This is a genomic window from Pedobacter nyackensis (assembly GCF_032678475.1).
GTDB classification, from domain to species: domain Bacteria; phylum Bacteroidota; class Bacteroidia; order Sphingobacteriales; family Sphingobacteriaceae; genus Pedobacter; species Pedobacter nyackensis_A.
The window spans coordinates 533453-546269 of record NZ_JAVTSF010000003.1 but is presented as its reverse complement, the minus strand read 5'-3'; the positions used below and the strand labels follow the sequence as shown (position 1 = coordinate 546269).

The window sequence follows — 12817 nt, the reverse complement described above, 5'->3', positions numbered from 1 at the left end:
TGTTTAATGGAAAATAGTAAAGAAATAAATGCATTGATAAAACTCCTGGATGATCCGGATCTGGAGATTTATGAACACGTTGAGAAACGTCTACTCGAATATGGCCCCCAGGTGGTAGATTATTTAGAGAACGAATGGGAACACTCGCTCAATACTTTGCTTCAGGAACGCATTGAGAATATCGTTCATAAAATTCAGTTCAGCAGTGTAAAAGAAGACTTAAATCTATGGTACCAAAGCGGTGCATTTGACCTGCTACAGGGTGCACTTGCCATTAACCGTTACCAATATCCAGACCTCGACGACCAGAAAATCATCCTTCAGATTGAAGAAATTAAAAGAGAAATCTGGCTGGGACTACAATACGAAATGAGCTCAATTGAAAAAATAAAGCTCATTAACCATGTGTTTTATAATGTTTATGGCTTTAGCGGAAACACTAAAAACCATCACGATCCGCAAAATTCTTACATCAGTCAGGTGATGGAAAGCAAAAAGGGGAACCAGATATCACTGGCTATTATCTACGCTACCCTTGCTCAAAAGCTTGATATCCCGGTATATGGCGTCAACCTCCCTCAACACTTTATACTTGGCTATATTGATGAGAGCAAGCGCGAAGAACATGAATTTGGGGTCTTATTTTACATCAATGCCTTTAACAAAGGAGCCATTTTTGGCAAACACGACGTTGATCAGTTTCTTCGCCAGCTGAACCTCGACCCACTACCAGGATTTTATGCACCGTGCAGCAATGTAGAGATCATCAGAAGAATTATTCGTAACCTGATTTCTGCCTACGAAAATCTGGGTTCAAAAGAAAAGGTTGATGAGTTAAAGCAATTACAGGAAATACTAAGTACAGATAATATTTAGGTTATAAGAACTTACTGTCTTTCATCCAGCTTTCCAGCAATTTAAACCAGTCGGCGGTCGTAGTTTTGTTTTTTAATCCGAAGCCATGCCCACCGGCCTGATAAAGATGCATTTCAGCTTTTACCCCAGCTTTGACAAGTGCCTGGTTAAATAAAATGCTATTCTCTGAAGGCACAGCCTTATCGTCGTTAGCATGAACCATAAATGTTGGAGGGCTTTGGCTGTTCACCCCCGTTTCATTCGAAAAATACTTCAATTGCGCTTCAGTCGCAGCTTCCCCCAACAGATTTTTTCTGGATCCCATATGAGTAGCTGCCCCAAAGGTCACCACCGGATAAATAAGGATAGAAAAGTCAGGGCGCAAGCTCAGCTGTTTCTCATTCTGAATCTTCACATCATCATAATGTACGGTAAGTGAAGCCGCTAGATGTCCTCCTGCAGAAAAACCCATAATTCCTATCTTCGAAGGCATGATGTTCCATTGTTTTGCATTTAGACGAACCATATAAATGGCTTGTTGCGCATCCTGTAATGGCCCAAATGAAGGATCTTTCATAATCTCGGCCGAGGGCAAACGATACTTTAAAACAAATGCTGCCACCCCAATATCATTAAACCTTTTAGCCACATCATACCCTTCATGACTAATGGCCAAGATGCCATAGCCGCCACCCGGACAAATGATCACGGCGGCCCCTGTGGCTTTCTCTTTTGGTGGCAGAAAAACAGTCAGCGTAGGCTGAGAAACCTTGCTTACACGGGTGATCCCATCAGTCCCGGTTTCCGCATTTTCGACATAAGTTTCAGGAGTTACTTTAGCACCTGGTATAGCACCAGGATATAAATTAACTATTTCCTGGGCTTTTAATGCAGGACAAAACAATAGTAAAGCCATAAATGATCGTATTGCAAGGTTTCTCATTATTAAAATTCCATTAGATATGCTTTCAGGAAGTCATTTATTTCTCCGTCCAATACAGCCTGAGGATTAGAGGACTGGAAATTTGTCCGGTGATCTTTCACGCGTCTGTCATCAAGCACATAACTTCTGATCTGCGAGCCCCATTCAATTTTCTTTTTATTTCCTTCAACCAATGCTGTAGCCTCCATCCGTTTACGCATCTCCACTTCATACAGCTGAGATTTTAATAAACGAATTGCATTTTCTTTATTTTGTAGCTGCGAACGCGACTCCTGGTTTTTGATAATTATGCCTGAAGGCTTATGATACAAACGTACAGCGGTCTCCACTTTATTTACATTCTGTCCACCTGCACCTCCTGCACGAAAAGTTTCAAATTCAATTTCTGAATCCTTTACCTCAATTTCAATGGTATCATCTACCAAAGGATAAACATATACGGAAGCAAAAGAAGTATGCCTGCGGGCATTGGAATCAAATGGAGAAATTCTAACCAGGCGATGCACACCGTTCTCCCCTTTCAGATAGCCGTATGCAAATTCACCGGCGAACTGAAGTGTAACAGTTTTTACTCCGGCAATATCTCCCTCCTGGTAATCCTGCTCTGTTATTTTGTATCCATTCTTATCACCCCACATCATATACATACGCATTAACATATAGGCCCAGTCACAACTTTCTGTTCCTCCGGCACCAGCTGTAATCTGCATAACTGCCGGGAGCTGGTCCTCCTTATTCTTGAGCATATTTTTTAGCTCCAGATCTTCAATAGCTTTTAAACAAAGGTCGTATTGCTCCTGCATCTCTTCCTCAGTAGCGTCACCGCTCTGTAGAAAATCAAAAAACACAAGCGTATCTTCGAGCAAACTATTAGCCTTTTGCCAGCCATCAGTCCACACTTTTTTAGCATTGATTTCCGCGATATGTTTTTCTGCTTTCTTTGGATCGTCCCAAAAATTAGGCTGTGTTGTGAGCTCCTGCTCAATACGGATATCCTCTAGTCGGTTATCGACGTCAAAGATACCTCCTCAGCGACGCTACTCTGTCCCTTAAATCCTGAATTTGTTCTTTTGTCATAATCACAAATATAGGATATAAAATAAAACAGCCTATACCAAATTACTTTGATATAGGCTGTTTATGAAATTATATGGTTACCCTAGTTAAAAAGTCCTTTTAATTTATCCATTAAACCATCATCCTTACCATCACCATTCACATCGGTCTTTTCCGTAAACATTCTGGTTACATCAGAAAGATCAAATTTACCATCGGGCCCCGAAACCTTTGCAATAACATCCTGAATATTAAACGAACTATCATTAGGGTCGTTCGTCTTATTTACAAATTTCCCTACAATCGAAGGAATAACCGAAGCAGCTATATTTTTTGCGGCATCCATATTAATCCCCATTGCCGCCAACTTGTCGGTAAAGCCTGATGCGGCTTGTTGTGCAACAATACTACCTTCGGCGTTACCACCTTTGAAAGCATCTAATAGATTGCCAATATTTCCGGAAGACAATTGCTGTTTCAGCGCATCAACAATTGAGCCTGAAGCTGCAGAAATCGCTTCCTCATTTTTTTCGTTCGGCACATCACTATTGTTCACAATAGCGTCCTGAACATTTTCTTTTACCAATTGATTTAAATTCTCTAACATAGGTGTTTTTTTAAAGGTTTTACTATCTTGTATCGTTGATTAAATATAACATTTTTTTACTATGCTTCCTACAATAAATTTTACAGAAACCTCTGCGTATAAATACCTTGCCGATCATTTTATTGACATCAATAAGAAAAGTTTGAAAGAACTTTTTACAGAAGATGAAGGCAGATTTGAAAAATTCTCTCTTCTGTTTGAAGACATTCTGGTTGACTATTCAAAAAACAGAATAGATGACACTACAATCGCATTGCTGATACAGCTGGCCAGAGAGTGTAAACTTGACGAAGCGATTAAGGCGATGTTTAGCGGAGAGAAGATCAATCAAACTGAAGGCAGGGAGGTGCTTCATGTTGCTTTACGTAACCAAAGTAACGAGGAAATCCTTGTAGAAGGTAAGGATGTAATGCCTGAAGTAAACCGGGTTTTAGATAAAATGGAGAAATTCAGCAAACAGATTATATCTGGCAGCTGGAAAGGTTACACCGGTAAAGCAATTACAGATGTTGTAAACATCGGTATTGGCGGTTCGGATCTTGGTCCTGTAATGGTTACCGAAGCCCTAAAAGCATACAAAAACCACCTCAATATGCACTTTGTATCGAATATCGATGGAACTCATATTGCAGAAACCTTAAAAAACGTTAATCCTGAAACCACTTTGTTCCTCATTGCATCCAAAACCTTTACCACTCAGGAAACAATGACCAATGCCAATAGCGCGCGCGACTGGTTTCTTGAAAATGGGGCAAAACAAGAAGATATCGCAAAACACTTTGCTGCGCTATCAACCAATGCGAAGGATGTTTCTGCTTTTGGTATTGATACAGACAACATGTTCGAGTTTTGGGATTGGGTAGGTGGTCGCTACTCTTTATGGAGTGCCATTGGTTTGCCTATAGCACTTAGTGTTGGCTATGACAACTTTAAACAACTGCTAGCGGGTGCACATGCTGCAGATCAGCATTTTGAAACCGCTGAATTTGAAATCAATGTGCCTGTAATATTGGCTTTAATAGGCGTATGGTATATCAATTTTTTTGATGCTGAAACACAGGCCATCCTTCCTTATGATCAATACATGCACCGTTTTGCAGCTTATTTCCAGCAAGGCGATATGGAAAGTAATGGTAAACATGTAGACCGCAACGGAAATGATGTAGCCTATGAAACAGGGCCGATCATCTGGGGCGAACCAGGCACAAACGGACAACATGCCTTCTACCAGCTTATTCACCAGGGAACGCGTATTATCCCTTGCGATTTTATTGCCCCGGCTCAAAGTTTAAACCCGATTGGTAATCATCACCCTATCCTTTTGTCGAACTTCTTTGCACAAACAGAGGCATTGATGAACGGAAAAACAAAAGAACAGGTTGTTGCTGAACTCAAAAAAGAAGGCAAATCTGATGAAGAAATAGAAAAGCTTGCCCCTTTTAAAGTATTTGAAGGGAATAGGCCAACCAACTCTATCCTCCTTAAAAAAGTAACCCCATATAGTCTTGGAAACCTGATCGCTATCTATGAGCATAAAATATTTGTACAGGGTATTATCTGGAATATATTCAGTTTTGATCAATGGGGTGTAGAGCTTGGTAAACAACTTGCCAAAAGTATTTTGCCTGAACTTGATGGTGATGCAGCGGTAACCTCACATGATGGATCTACCAACGGCTTAATCAATCAATATAAAAGCTGGAGGTAAGCGCCTTTAAGTAAACAAAATGTTACAATACCTTTCATCACTTAATTAAACCTTATTAACCATACATTGTTCTAATACAATAGATTAGCAAAAGACACCTGCATGATTTATGGAAAATAACTTGTGCAGGCATCTTTAAAAAAGAAGCTCAATGTTGAGTGTCTAAATAATGGACAAACTATAAATAATTAAAAATGATGAAAACGATAAGAAATATTTTAGCCCTTGCCTCATTGTTTATTGCAATGCAGGTAAATGCACAGACAGACAAGGAAACAACTGTAAAAGTAATTAACAATCAGAACTTTGTGTTCAATGCGACCAGCGCAATGCCAATGGCAAACTATGAGGTTAATAAAGTACTTAGCAGATTGCCTGGTGGTGGCGGATCTGGAGTTATCCAGCTTTCGGGGTCGCAATATGAGCTTATTGTTACTAAAGATAGTGTAATTGCATATTTACCATACTACGGACGTGCATACACAGCAACCATGAACCCTGATGATTCTGGTATTAAATTCAAATCTAAAGACTTTACGTACAAAGCTGATAAAAAGAAAAAAGGTTCCTGGGTAATCAACTTGAAGTTTAAAGACGCCAAAGACGTTCAGTCTATGACTTTAAATGTTTCAGAGAATGGTTACGCAAGCCTAAATGTAAACAGCAATAACAAGCAGCCTATATCCTTTAACGGGTATTTGAGCGAGCCAAAAGAGAAAAAGAAATAAAGTCTCGGAATAACAAGACGCAAATAAGAGGCCATCTCATACTAGTATGAGATGGCCTCTTCTCTTTTAAACCTATTTTAACAATTCTATTGTTAATGACAGGCAACCTTTTATAAGAAAAATACGTACTAAATAGTGAAGCGATGATGACAGGACAGTTCTAAAATCCATCAAAGTTATCGCAAATCAGGTACTGTCAATCGGAGTAAATACTATATAATTTAATTTACTTGCTATGAAAACGTATTCAGTCAAATCCTTATCGGCCATTCTGACGATGGCCAGCATCTTATTTTTTCTTTTTTCAGGTTGTAAAAAGAAAAACAACCGGCCGGAAATTACTTACAAAACTTATACTGCAACCGTGCAGTTAAATGGTGCAAACGAGGTTCCAGTGGTTACAACAACTGGAACAGGTACAGCAAACATCACTTATAGTGAGCAGTCTAAGATGATTACCTATACAATTATCTGGCAACTGGGTTCTGCTGCTGCAACAACAACCGGCATGCACTTTCATGGTGCAGAAAATGGATCAAATACTGTTAGCTCTCCAATAGTAATTGAGATCACAGGTTTTACTCCAGCCAGTTCAGGAACACTTTCCGGAACCACGAGAGCATTAAATGATGCAGAGGTAAATCAGCTTTTATCAGGAAAATGGTATATCAATATCCATAGTTCAAACTTTACCAGTGGCGAAATCAGGGGCAATATCGTTCTCGTTGCTTCCAGCACCGGCGGAGGAAATAATGGAGGCGGAGGATATTAAAATAACATGCTATGAAAGAAAAAAACGAGACAGTCTATGAGACGGCCTCGTTTTTTTATATCTGTCTCCAGTCTTATTTCAAGGTTTATTTTTTTGGCTGCAATTTCACCTCAAACATATGAGGCCACTTCTTTCCTGTTACAAATAAACGCTTTCCTGCCTTATCCCAGGCAATTCCGTTTAACACATTATTTGATCTCGATTCGTCATCCTTAAAATAGCCTGCCGGCAACAATCCGGAGAAATCAATTTTCTTTTCTACTATGCCGGTTTTAGGATCTATAACCACTATAATATCCTGTGTATACACGTTAGCATATATTTTCCCATCAATGTATTCCAGCTCATTTAACGCGTCAACAGGGCCGTTGTTATCATACACCACTATTGAACCTTCTTCTGCATAGTTATCCTTATTCAGAAACCAGATTTTATTAGTTCCGTCCGATTTAATCAGCCTATTCCCATCAAAGCATAATCCCCAACCTTCCATACTTGCCTGATAAGGGAACGTCGACAATTGTTTAAATGATTTGGCATCAAATACTAATCCTAAGCGGGATCTCCAGGTCAACATCACCACCTTATCGCCAACCAGACTAGATCCTTCACCAAAATACTGATCCTCCAGTTTTATCTGCTGTAATATCTTTCCTGATGTTACGTCCACCCAGCGCAGCGTTGAATGCCCCTCTTGTCCTGTACTTTCCAGGAACCTACCATTATGATATTCCAGTCCCTGCGTATAAGCTGATGTATCGTGAGCGAATTTATTGACGATCTGATAGCCATACAACCCGGGCTTAAGCGACGATTTAAGTTCAACATTGATCGTCAGTGTATCCTTAGCGGTACCGTTATCAACAACAGCGGTAATCAATTTATAACCCAACGTTAGCTCTTTAGTATTCAGCGTAATGCCTTCTGCACCTTTTTTTGAACCAATCTCTTTTCCATCAAGCAGATAGGTAGCCGAAGCGACATTTGTCCCTTCCGCCACATCAAGTGCAATCTTTACCTCTTCACCCAGGCTAAAAGCTTGCCCCTGTTCAGGCATTTTAAAAGAAAAAGTTGGAGCTGATGATTTCTCTTTACAGGAAACTGCGAATAATAAACTAAACAACAAGCAAATTACAGGCATTGCTTTAAAGGTATTTTTAACTTGGCCAGAATGCATCTTCAATATGGTTAATTTTATAAAGGTCTTTATTTTCGAAAACAATTGCAATAATATCAAAACGAATCTCTCCCTGATGATTTTTCATATCTATATAAACTGAGGAGGCAAACTCCAGCTGTTTTTCCTTTTTATAACTTACAAAGTCTTCCGGATGCCCATAATCAACAGAACTACGCGTTTTCACTTCTACAAATACGATTGTGCCCTGCTGCTCCGCAATCAGGTCAATTTCTGCTCTTGCACACCTCCAATTGGCATTGAGAATCCGGTATCCGGCATTTTCCAGATAAGCTGCTGCTATTTCTTCACCCCGTTTTCCCAAATCATTATGCGTTGCCATCTTTTACTTTAAGATTGTAATGCCTAAATGCTTAGAGATTTCTTTTTCCACACCTTTCATAGTCATAAACCTTTGGAGCAGGATTTCCACATTTACCGGATCTGCTTCTGTTTTAATTTCATTAGCAATATCATTAAGTATACCCGCAATCTTGGTCTTCTTAAGATGAAAGAGTCCGCCAAGAATGGTCGATTTAAGATTTACGGTTTCATCTTTCACGTAAATATTATGCTTATTCTCCCAGTTTTCACTCAATATGTGGGGTGAAGTAGATAGGTCAATCGCCAGATCGGCAATCTGCCTGTCCTGGCTTTTTATAAACTGACTTGCGACCGGCAGATGTCCATTTTCAATCTCGTCCCGGTAAGTTTCTATAATGCTGTTGCAAAGCTTATCAGTAAAAACAACGTCCGTTAAGTTTTGTATAATAAACGATCCGATGTACATGTTATCGATCCCATCCCAGTTCACCAGTTCGTGTCCAAAGGCAAGTAATAAACGTACAATTTCACGTTCCTGTATCAGGTCACTATTTGCAGGTGCAGCAGGTTCCGGCGCTTCATAAGGCCCTGAACTTTCAAAAAGGTTATCAGGAGGACCATCCTCATAAGGCTGATAGTTATTCTGATGTTGCTGAAAGGATTGTGATTGCGGACTAGGTGTATTTCCTGCAGCCTTTTTAAACTTGGCAACCCTCATTTTGCTGAGCTCAGAAAGCAATGTCCTTTCCTCAACCTGCAATAAGCTGCTACATTCCCTTATAAAAACAGCAGCTTTGATCTCATCTGGAATCTTCGCAATACTTTCAATGATGTCCCTGATGATGCCCGCTCTTTTGATCGGGTCGGTACCAGCCTCTTTAAGGAGAATCGTAGCTTTATAAAGAATAAAATCCCTTCTATTCTCTTCAATGTATTTTTTAAACGCTCCTGCTCCTACATGATGCATATAGGAATCTGGATCGTGTCCATCAGGGAACGAGACAACCTTAACATTCAGCCCCTCTTCCAGGATCATATCCAATCCACGCAAAGAAGCTTTTATACCCGCAGCATCACCATCATAAAGAATGGTTACGTTTTGGGTAAACCTTCCAATCAGCCTGATCTGTTCCGTAGTTAATGAAGTTCCTGATGAAGCAACAACATTTTCAATACCTGCCTGATGAACAGCCAGTACATCGGCATAACCTTCAACCAGGTAACAGTTATCGAACTCCCTGATCGCCTTTTTAGCATGATATAAGCCATAAAGTACGTTGGACTTATGATAAATATCACTCTCGGGTGAGTTCACGTATTTAGGAACGTTCTTATCAGTTTTCAGTGTACGCCCGCCAAAACCAATAACCCGGCCTGTAAAGTTGTGAATAGGGAACATTACCCTACCCCTAAACCTATCGTACAACTTACCTTTATCGTTTCTAATAGCAAGGCCTGTTTTTTCCAGGTATTCCTCTTTATGGCCAGCCCCCGCAGCACTTAAAATCAGTGCATCCCATATATCAGGAGAATAACCGACCTGAAATTTCTTTAGAACATCTTCTCTGAAACCCCGTTCCTTAAAATAGCTTAAACCAATAGCGCGACCATCATTTCCGGTCCACAACTCGTTAGAGAAATAGCTGGCAGCATATTCAGAAACAATATATAAGCTTTCCCTCGCATTTTGGGCTTCAATATTTTGTGGCGACTGTACCGTCTCTTCCACTTCAATATTATACTTGTTGGCCAGGTATTTTAACGCCTCAGGATAAGAGTATTTCTCGTGGTCCATAATAAAATGGACCGAGTCGCCCCCTTTACCACAACCAAAGCACTTATAAATCCCTTTAGTTACAGAAACGTTAAATGAAGGTGTTTTTTCATTGTGAAAAGGGCAGTTACCTATTAAACTGGAACCTCGCTTTTTTAGCGAAACAAAATCACCTACCACCTCCTCTATACGGGCGGTGTCCATAATTTTGTTAATGGTATCCTGATTAATCATATCTCCTCTTAATATTTACTGATGTGACAAAGTTAACAAAAAACTATTGCAGCATGCTACCTGCCAGAATGGTAGTCGCGCTGCAGCACCAGCACACTGGCCCGTTCAGGCTTCTTTAGCGGCACATTCCAATTCCCCTGATAACTGATCTTAGCAGGCAGCTTTTCTTCACCAAAATACTGCATTTCAATATTCATCTGTACATTAAAATCAAACAACATATTGCTGTATTTCATATCCACATACCTGCCCAGAATTTCGAAATTACGCTTATCAAAAATAGTGGTCAGCTCTTTTATCATCAGGCCATCCTTGGTCCATTGACTTAAGTCGGGTTTTACAACCACTTTAAAGCGATATACAGGAATAGAATCCATGTAGGTAGCACTATAGAAGGTATAGTCGTAATATTGGCGCATATTGGCTGTAAAGATCTCCGTTTTATCTCCGATAAAAGGCAGACCTTTCACAGGGCGTCCGGGAGAAAAGATCAAAGTCTTCAATTTATCCTTATAACCGGCATTTTTATCCGCAGCTTTACCCATTGCAGAGCCGGATGTATAAGCCGACTGGTAAGCATTCATAAAGATATAATCAAACATCTCAGCGGTATACAGTTCATACTTGCCATTTTTCTTAAAAACGTGACCAGTATCCTGTTTTGAAAGATAAGTAATCCAGGGAGCCCGGGCGTTCCTTTTGATTTTCCGGTACAGTTTACCGTTTACCTTATTCTTTTTATCGTAGGTATAAATACTGTTTTCTGCTGTAAAAGCATACTTCTTCATATTCCGGAAAGCCTGGTAAAAGCTGGTATCTGTCGTTACCGCCCGAATAAAAGTCTCCGCACTTAAACGTTCGGCCGTAATATTCACCGTAGAATCCAGCTGAATGGTTTGCAGCGTATCCGGGTTAAAACGTGGAATAACCTGTGTATAGCCCTTTATGAACAGTGCCATCAGCACTGCCAATATGCATATTCCCTTCACTAATTACCCAATTGCTTAACCGCCATGTAAGCCATTAAACCTGTCGAATTCTTCAATGCATCCTCATCTATATCAAAATTAGGGGTATGCACCGAGTAACAGGTATCTTTCGCTTTATTTCCAGTACCCAATCTGTAAAAGCAGGCATCTGTAATTTGCGAATAATAAGCAAAATCTTCTGCTGCCATCCAGATATCCAGATCAATCACATTCTCCTTACCCAGGTAGTCTTCAGCAAAAGCTCGGGCATTGGCTGTAAGTTTCTCTTCATTAATCAGATAAGGATAACCGTCCATGATATTGAATTCACAACTTCCGCCCATACTCTCGGCAATACCTTCCGCCATTTTTTTCATCAGACGTTTGGCTTCCTTACGCCATTCCTCGTTCAGCGTTCTGAAAGTACCCTCCAGTTTTACCTCATTAGGAATAATATTGGTTGCGCCATTGGCAATCACCTTTCCAAATGACAGTACAGATGGCAAACGCGGATCAGCATTTCTGCTTACAATTTGCTGTAAAGCCACAATAATATGGGAAGTAATCAGTACAGGATCAATATTCTGATGAGGCTGGGCACCATGTCCGCCTTTACCACGCACTGTTACATAAATTTCATCCGTAGAAGCCATATAAATGCCAGAGCGGAAACCAACTTTACCCGACTCAATTAAAGGCATTACATGCTGTCCCATGATATGCTGAGGCTTTGGATTTTCCAGTACACCTTCTTTGATCATGATGCTTGCCCCACCTGGTAACATCTCTTCACCAGGTTGAAATATCAATTTTATGGTACCACCAAATTCTGCTTTCAGACTATTTAAAATATAAGCCGTACCCAATAAAGAAGAGCTGTGTACATCGTGTCCGCAGGCATGCATTATGCCTGGATTTTTAGAAGTATAGGGTTTATCATTAGCTTCCAATATCGGCAACGCATCCATATCTGCACGTAAGGCAATGATTTTATCAGACGGAAGATCACCTTTAATTAACCCAACAACTCCGGTCTCAGCCATTTCAGTAAAAGGAATGCCCCATTCAGTTAGAATACCTTTAATAAATGCTGAGGTCTGAAACTCTTTAAAAGAAAGCTCTGGATTTGCATGTAAATGCTGGCGATAACCTACCACTTTTTCAAATATATTACCAGATAGTTCCTGTATCTTGTCTTTAATCATTGCTGTAGTTTAAATTAGGTGCATTAATCTTTTCCCTGAAAATAAACAATGTAGGAAAAAGTGGTCTTAGCTCATTCATTAGTCGCTGTGCTTCCAACCGCGTTCTGAAATCGCCTACCCGTAAATAATAGTTTGGCTGTTTGTAAGTGATATAAGTATTTAACTCAGGAAAGCTATTGTTGAATTTACTTTGTTCATTAAATACCTCACGCCTATCCGATCCGTAAAAAATTTGCACGCGATAGCCCATTTGTGAAACAATTGTTGTTCCGGGTTTGCCAGTACTTACTTCCGCGGGAGCAGAGCCAGGCTTAAGGCTCAACTCAATCCGTTTGGCAATTAAACTGTCTATCATAGGATCCTTTACCACCGACACCACACCTTTTGTCTGGGCAAAAGCAACAGCAGAAAAACAACACAATAAACCAGTAAATAAATTTTTCATTAGTATATATTTGTTTTTTAT

The 12817-nt window shown here is 40.0% G+C and carries 13 protein-coding genes; 4 read left to right on the top strand and 9 right to left on the bottom strand.

The genetic code is table 11. From position 1 onward, the window contains the following. Positions 1–6: 6 nt before the first annotated feature. Positions 7–876 (top strand): transglutaminase-like domain-containing protein, encoded by an 870-nt coding sequence (locus R2Q84_RS13340; protein ID WP_316817047.1) that lies wholly within the window; start codon positions 7–9, stop codon positions 874–876. 1 nt (position 877) lies between these two features. Here the strand turns inward: R2Q84_RS13340 and R2Q84_RS13335 are convergent, their stop codons facing one another. From R2Q84_RS13335 to R2Q84_RS13325, 3 genes are all read right to left on the bottom strand, one after another. Next, positions 878–1771 (bottom strand): alpha/beta hydrolase, encoded by an 894-nt coding sequence (locus tag R2Q84_RS13335; protein WP_316817046.1) that lies wholly within the window; start codon positions 1769–1771, stop codon positions 878–880. 29 nt (positions 1772–1800) lie between these two features. Continuing rightward, positions 1801–2875, bottom strand: a protein-coding gene (gene prfB / locus R2Q84_RS13330; protein ID WP_316817045.1) for a peptide chain release factor 2 whose coding sequence is annotated in 2 segments (ribosomal slippage) — positions 1801–2814 and positions 2816–2875 — 1074 coding nt in all. Because the reading frame shifts where the segments join, the coding sequence is not laid out codon by codon here. An 82-nt stretch (positions 2876–2957) separates the two neighbouring features. Beyond that, positions 2958–3461 carry a DUF937 domain-containing protein gene (locus tag R2Q84_RS13325; protein ID WP_316817044.1) on the bottom strand — a complete coding sequence of 168 codons (504 nt, stop codon included), beginning with the start codon at positions 3459–3461 and terminating at the stop codon, positions 2958–2960. Between the two features lie 61 nt (positions 3462–3522). Here R2Q84_RS13325 and pgi point away from each other — a divergent pair, with 61 nt between their 5' ends. The 3 genes from pgi (at position 3523) to R2Q84_RS13310 (ending at position 6669) form a co-directional block, all read left to right on the top strand. Further along, the gene (gene pgi, locus R2Q84_RS13320) at positions 3523–5169 is read left to right on the top strand and encodes a glucose-6-phosphate isomerase (RefSeq protein WP_316817043.1); all 1647 of its coding nucleotides are present in this window, start codon (positions 3523–3525) and stop codon (positions 5167–5169) included. A 194-nt stretch (positions 5170–5363) separates the two neighbouring features. After that, positions 5364–5897, top strand: coding sequence for a DUF4251 domain-containing protein (locus tag R2Q84_RS13315; RefSeq protein ID WP_316817042.1), 534 nt, complete (start codon positions 5364–5366; stop codon positions 5895–5897). A gap of 235 nt (positions 5898–6132) precedes the next feature. Next, positions 6133–6669: a CHRD domain-containing protein gene (locus tag R2Q84_RS13310; protein WP_316817041.1), complete on the top strand. Its 537-nt coding sequence runs from the start codon at positions 6133–6135 to the stop codon at positions 6667–6669. A gap of 85 nt (positions 6670–6754) precedes the next feature. Here the strand turns inward: R2Q84_RS13310 and R2Q84_RS13305 are convergent, their stop codons facing one another. From R2Q84_RS13305 to R2Q84_RS13280, 6 genes are read right to left on the bottom strand one after another with little or no spacing between them, the layout of a single operon-like run. After that, on the bottom strand, positions 6755–7846 hold the full coding sequence (locus R2Q84_RS13305; RefSeq protein ID WP_316817040.1) for a glutaminyl-peptide cyclotransferase: 1092 nt from the start codon (positions 7844–7846) through the stop codon (positions 6755–6757). Beyond that, positions 7827–8189, bottom strand: a complete 363-nt coding sequence (locus R2Q84_RS13300) for a YraN family protein (protein WP_316817039.1) — start codon at positions 8187–8189, stop codon at positions 7827–7829. Before R2Q84_RS13300 ends, R2Q84_RS13305 begins: the two co-directional genes overlap by 20 nt. Positions 8190–8192: 3 nt before the next feature. After that, entirely contained in the window at positions 8193–10178 is a 1986-nt protein-coding gene (dnaG, locus tag R2Q84_RS13295; protein WP_316817038.1) for a DNA primase, read from the bottom strand. Between the two features lie 56 nt (positions 10179–10234). Beyond that, positions 10235–11137 carry a hypothetical protein gene (locus R2Q84_RS13290; protein ID WP_316817037.1) on the bottom strand — a complete coding sequence of 301 codons (903 nt, stop codon included), beginning with the start codon at positions 11135–11137 and terminating at the stop codon, positions 10235–10237. A 29-nt stretch (positions 11138–11166) separates the two neighbouring features. Beyond that, a complete protein-coding gene (locus R2Q84_RS13285; protein ID WP_316817036.1) occupies positions 11167–12351 on the bottom strand; it encodes a M20 family metallopeptidase in 1185 nt (394 codons plus the stop codon). Continuing rightward, positions 12344–12796, bottom strand: coding sequence for an SPOR domain-containing protein (locus R2Q84_RS13280; RefSeq protein ID WP_316817035.1), 453 nt, complete (start codon positions 12794–12796; stop codon positions 12344–12346). The genes R2Q84_RS13285 and R2Q84_RS13280 overlap by 8 nt, the downstream gene beginning before the upstream one ends. Between the last annotated feature and the right edge of the window lie 21 nt (positions 12797–12817).

What these genes read in the sequence shown, in the direction of transcription:
- R2Q84_RS13280 (WP_316817035.1), bottom strand. Translation starts at nt 12,796, where the DNA reads ATGAAAAATTTATTTACTGGTTTATTGTGTTGTTTTTCTGCTGTTGCT.
- pgi (WP_316817043.1), top strand. Translation starts at nt 3,523, where the DNA reads ATGCTTCCTACAATAAATTTTACAGAAACCTCTGCGTATAAATACCTT.
- dnaG (WP_316817038.1), bottom strand. Translation starts at nt 10,178, where the DNA reads ATGATTAATCAGGATACCATTAACAAAATTATGGACACCGCCCGTATA.
- R2Q84_RS13290 (WP_316817037.1), bottom strand. Translation starts at nt 11,137, where the DNA reads ATGGCACTGTTCATAAAGGGCTATACACAGGTTATTCCACGTTTTAAC.
- R2Q84_RS13340 (WP_316817047.1), top strand. Translation starts at nt 7, where the DNA reads ATGGAAAATAGTAAAGAAATAAATGCATTGATAAAACTCCTGGATGAT.
- R2Q84_RS13310 (WP_316817041.1), top strand. Translation starts at nt 6,133, where the DNA reads ATGAAAACGTATTCAGTCAAATCCTTATCGGCCATTCTGACGATGGCC.
- R2Q84_RS13305 (WP_316817040.1), bottom strand. Translation starts at nt 7,846, where the DNA reads ATGCATTCTGGCCAAGTTAAAAATACCTTTAAAGCAATGCCTGTAATT.
- R2Q84_RS13300 (WP_316817039.1), bottom strand. Translation starts at nt 8,189, where the DNA reads ATGGCAACGCATAATGATTTGGGAAAACGGGGTGAAGAAATAGCAGCA.
- R2Q84_RS13315 (WP_316817042.1), top strand. Translation starts at nt 5,364, where the DNA reads ATGATGAAAACGATAAGAAATATTTTAGCCCTTGCCTCATTGTTTATT.
- R2Q84_RS13325 (WP_316817044.1), bottom strand. Translation starts at nt 3,461, where the DNA reads ATGTTAGAGAATTTAAATCAATTGGTAAAAGAAAATGTTCAGGACGCT.
- R2Q84_RS13335 (WP_316817046.1), bottom strand. Translation starts at nt 1,771, where the DNA reads ATGGCTTTACTATTGTTTTGTCCTGCATTAAAAGCCCAGGAAATAGTT.
- R2Q84_RS13285 (WP_316817036.1), bottom strand. Translation starts at nt 12,351, where the DNA reads ATGATTAAAGACAAGATACAGGAACTATCTGGTAATATATTTGAAAAA.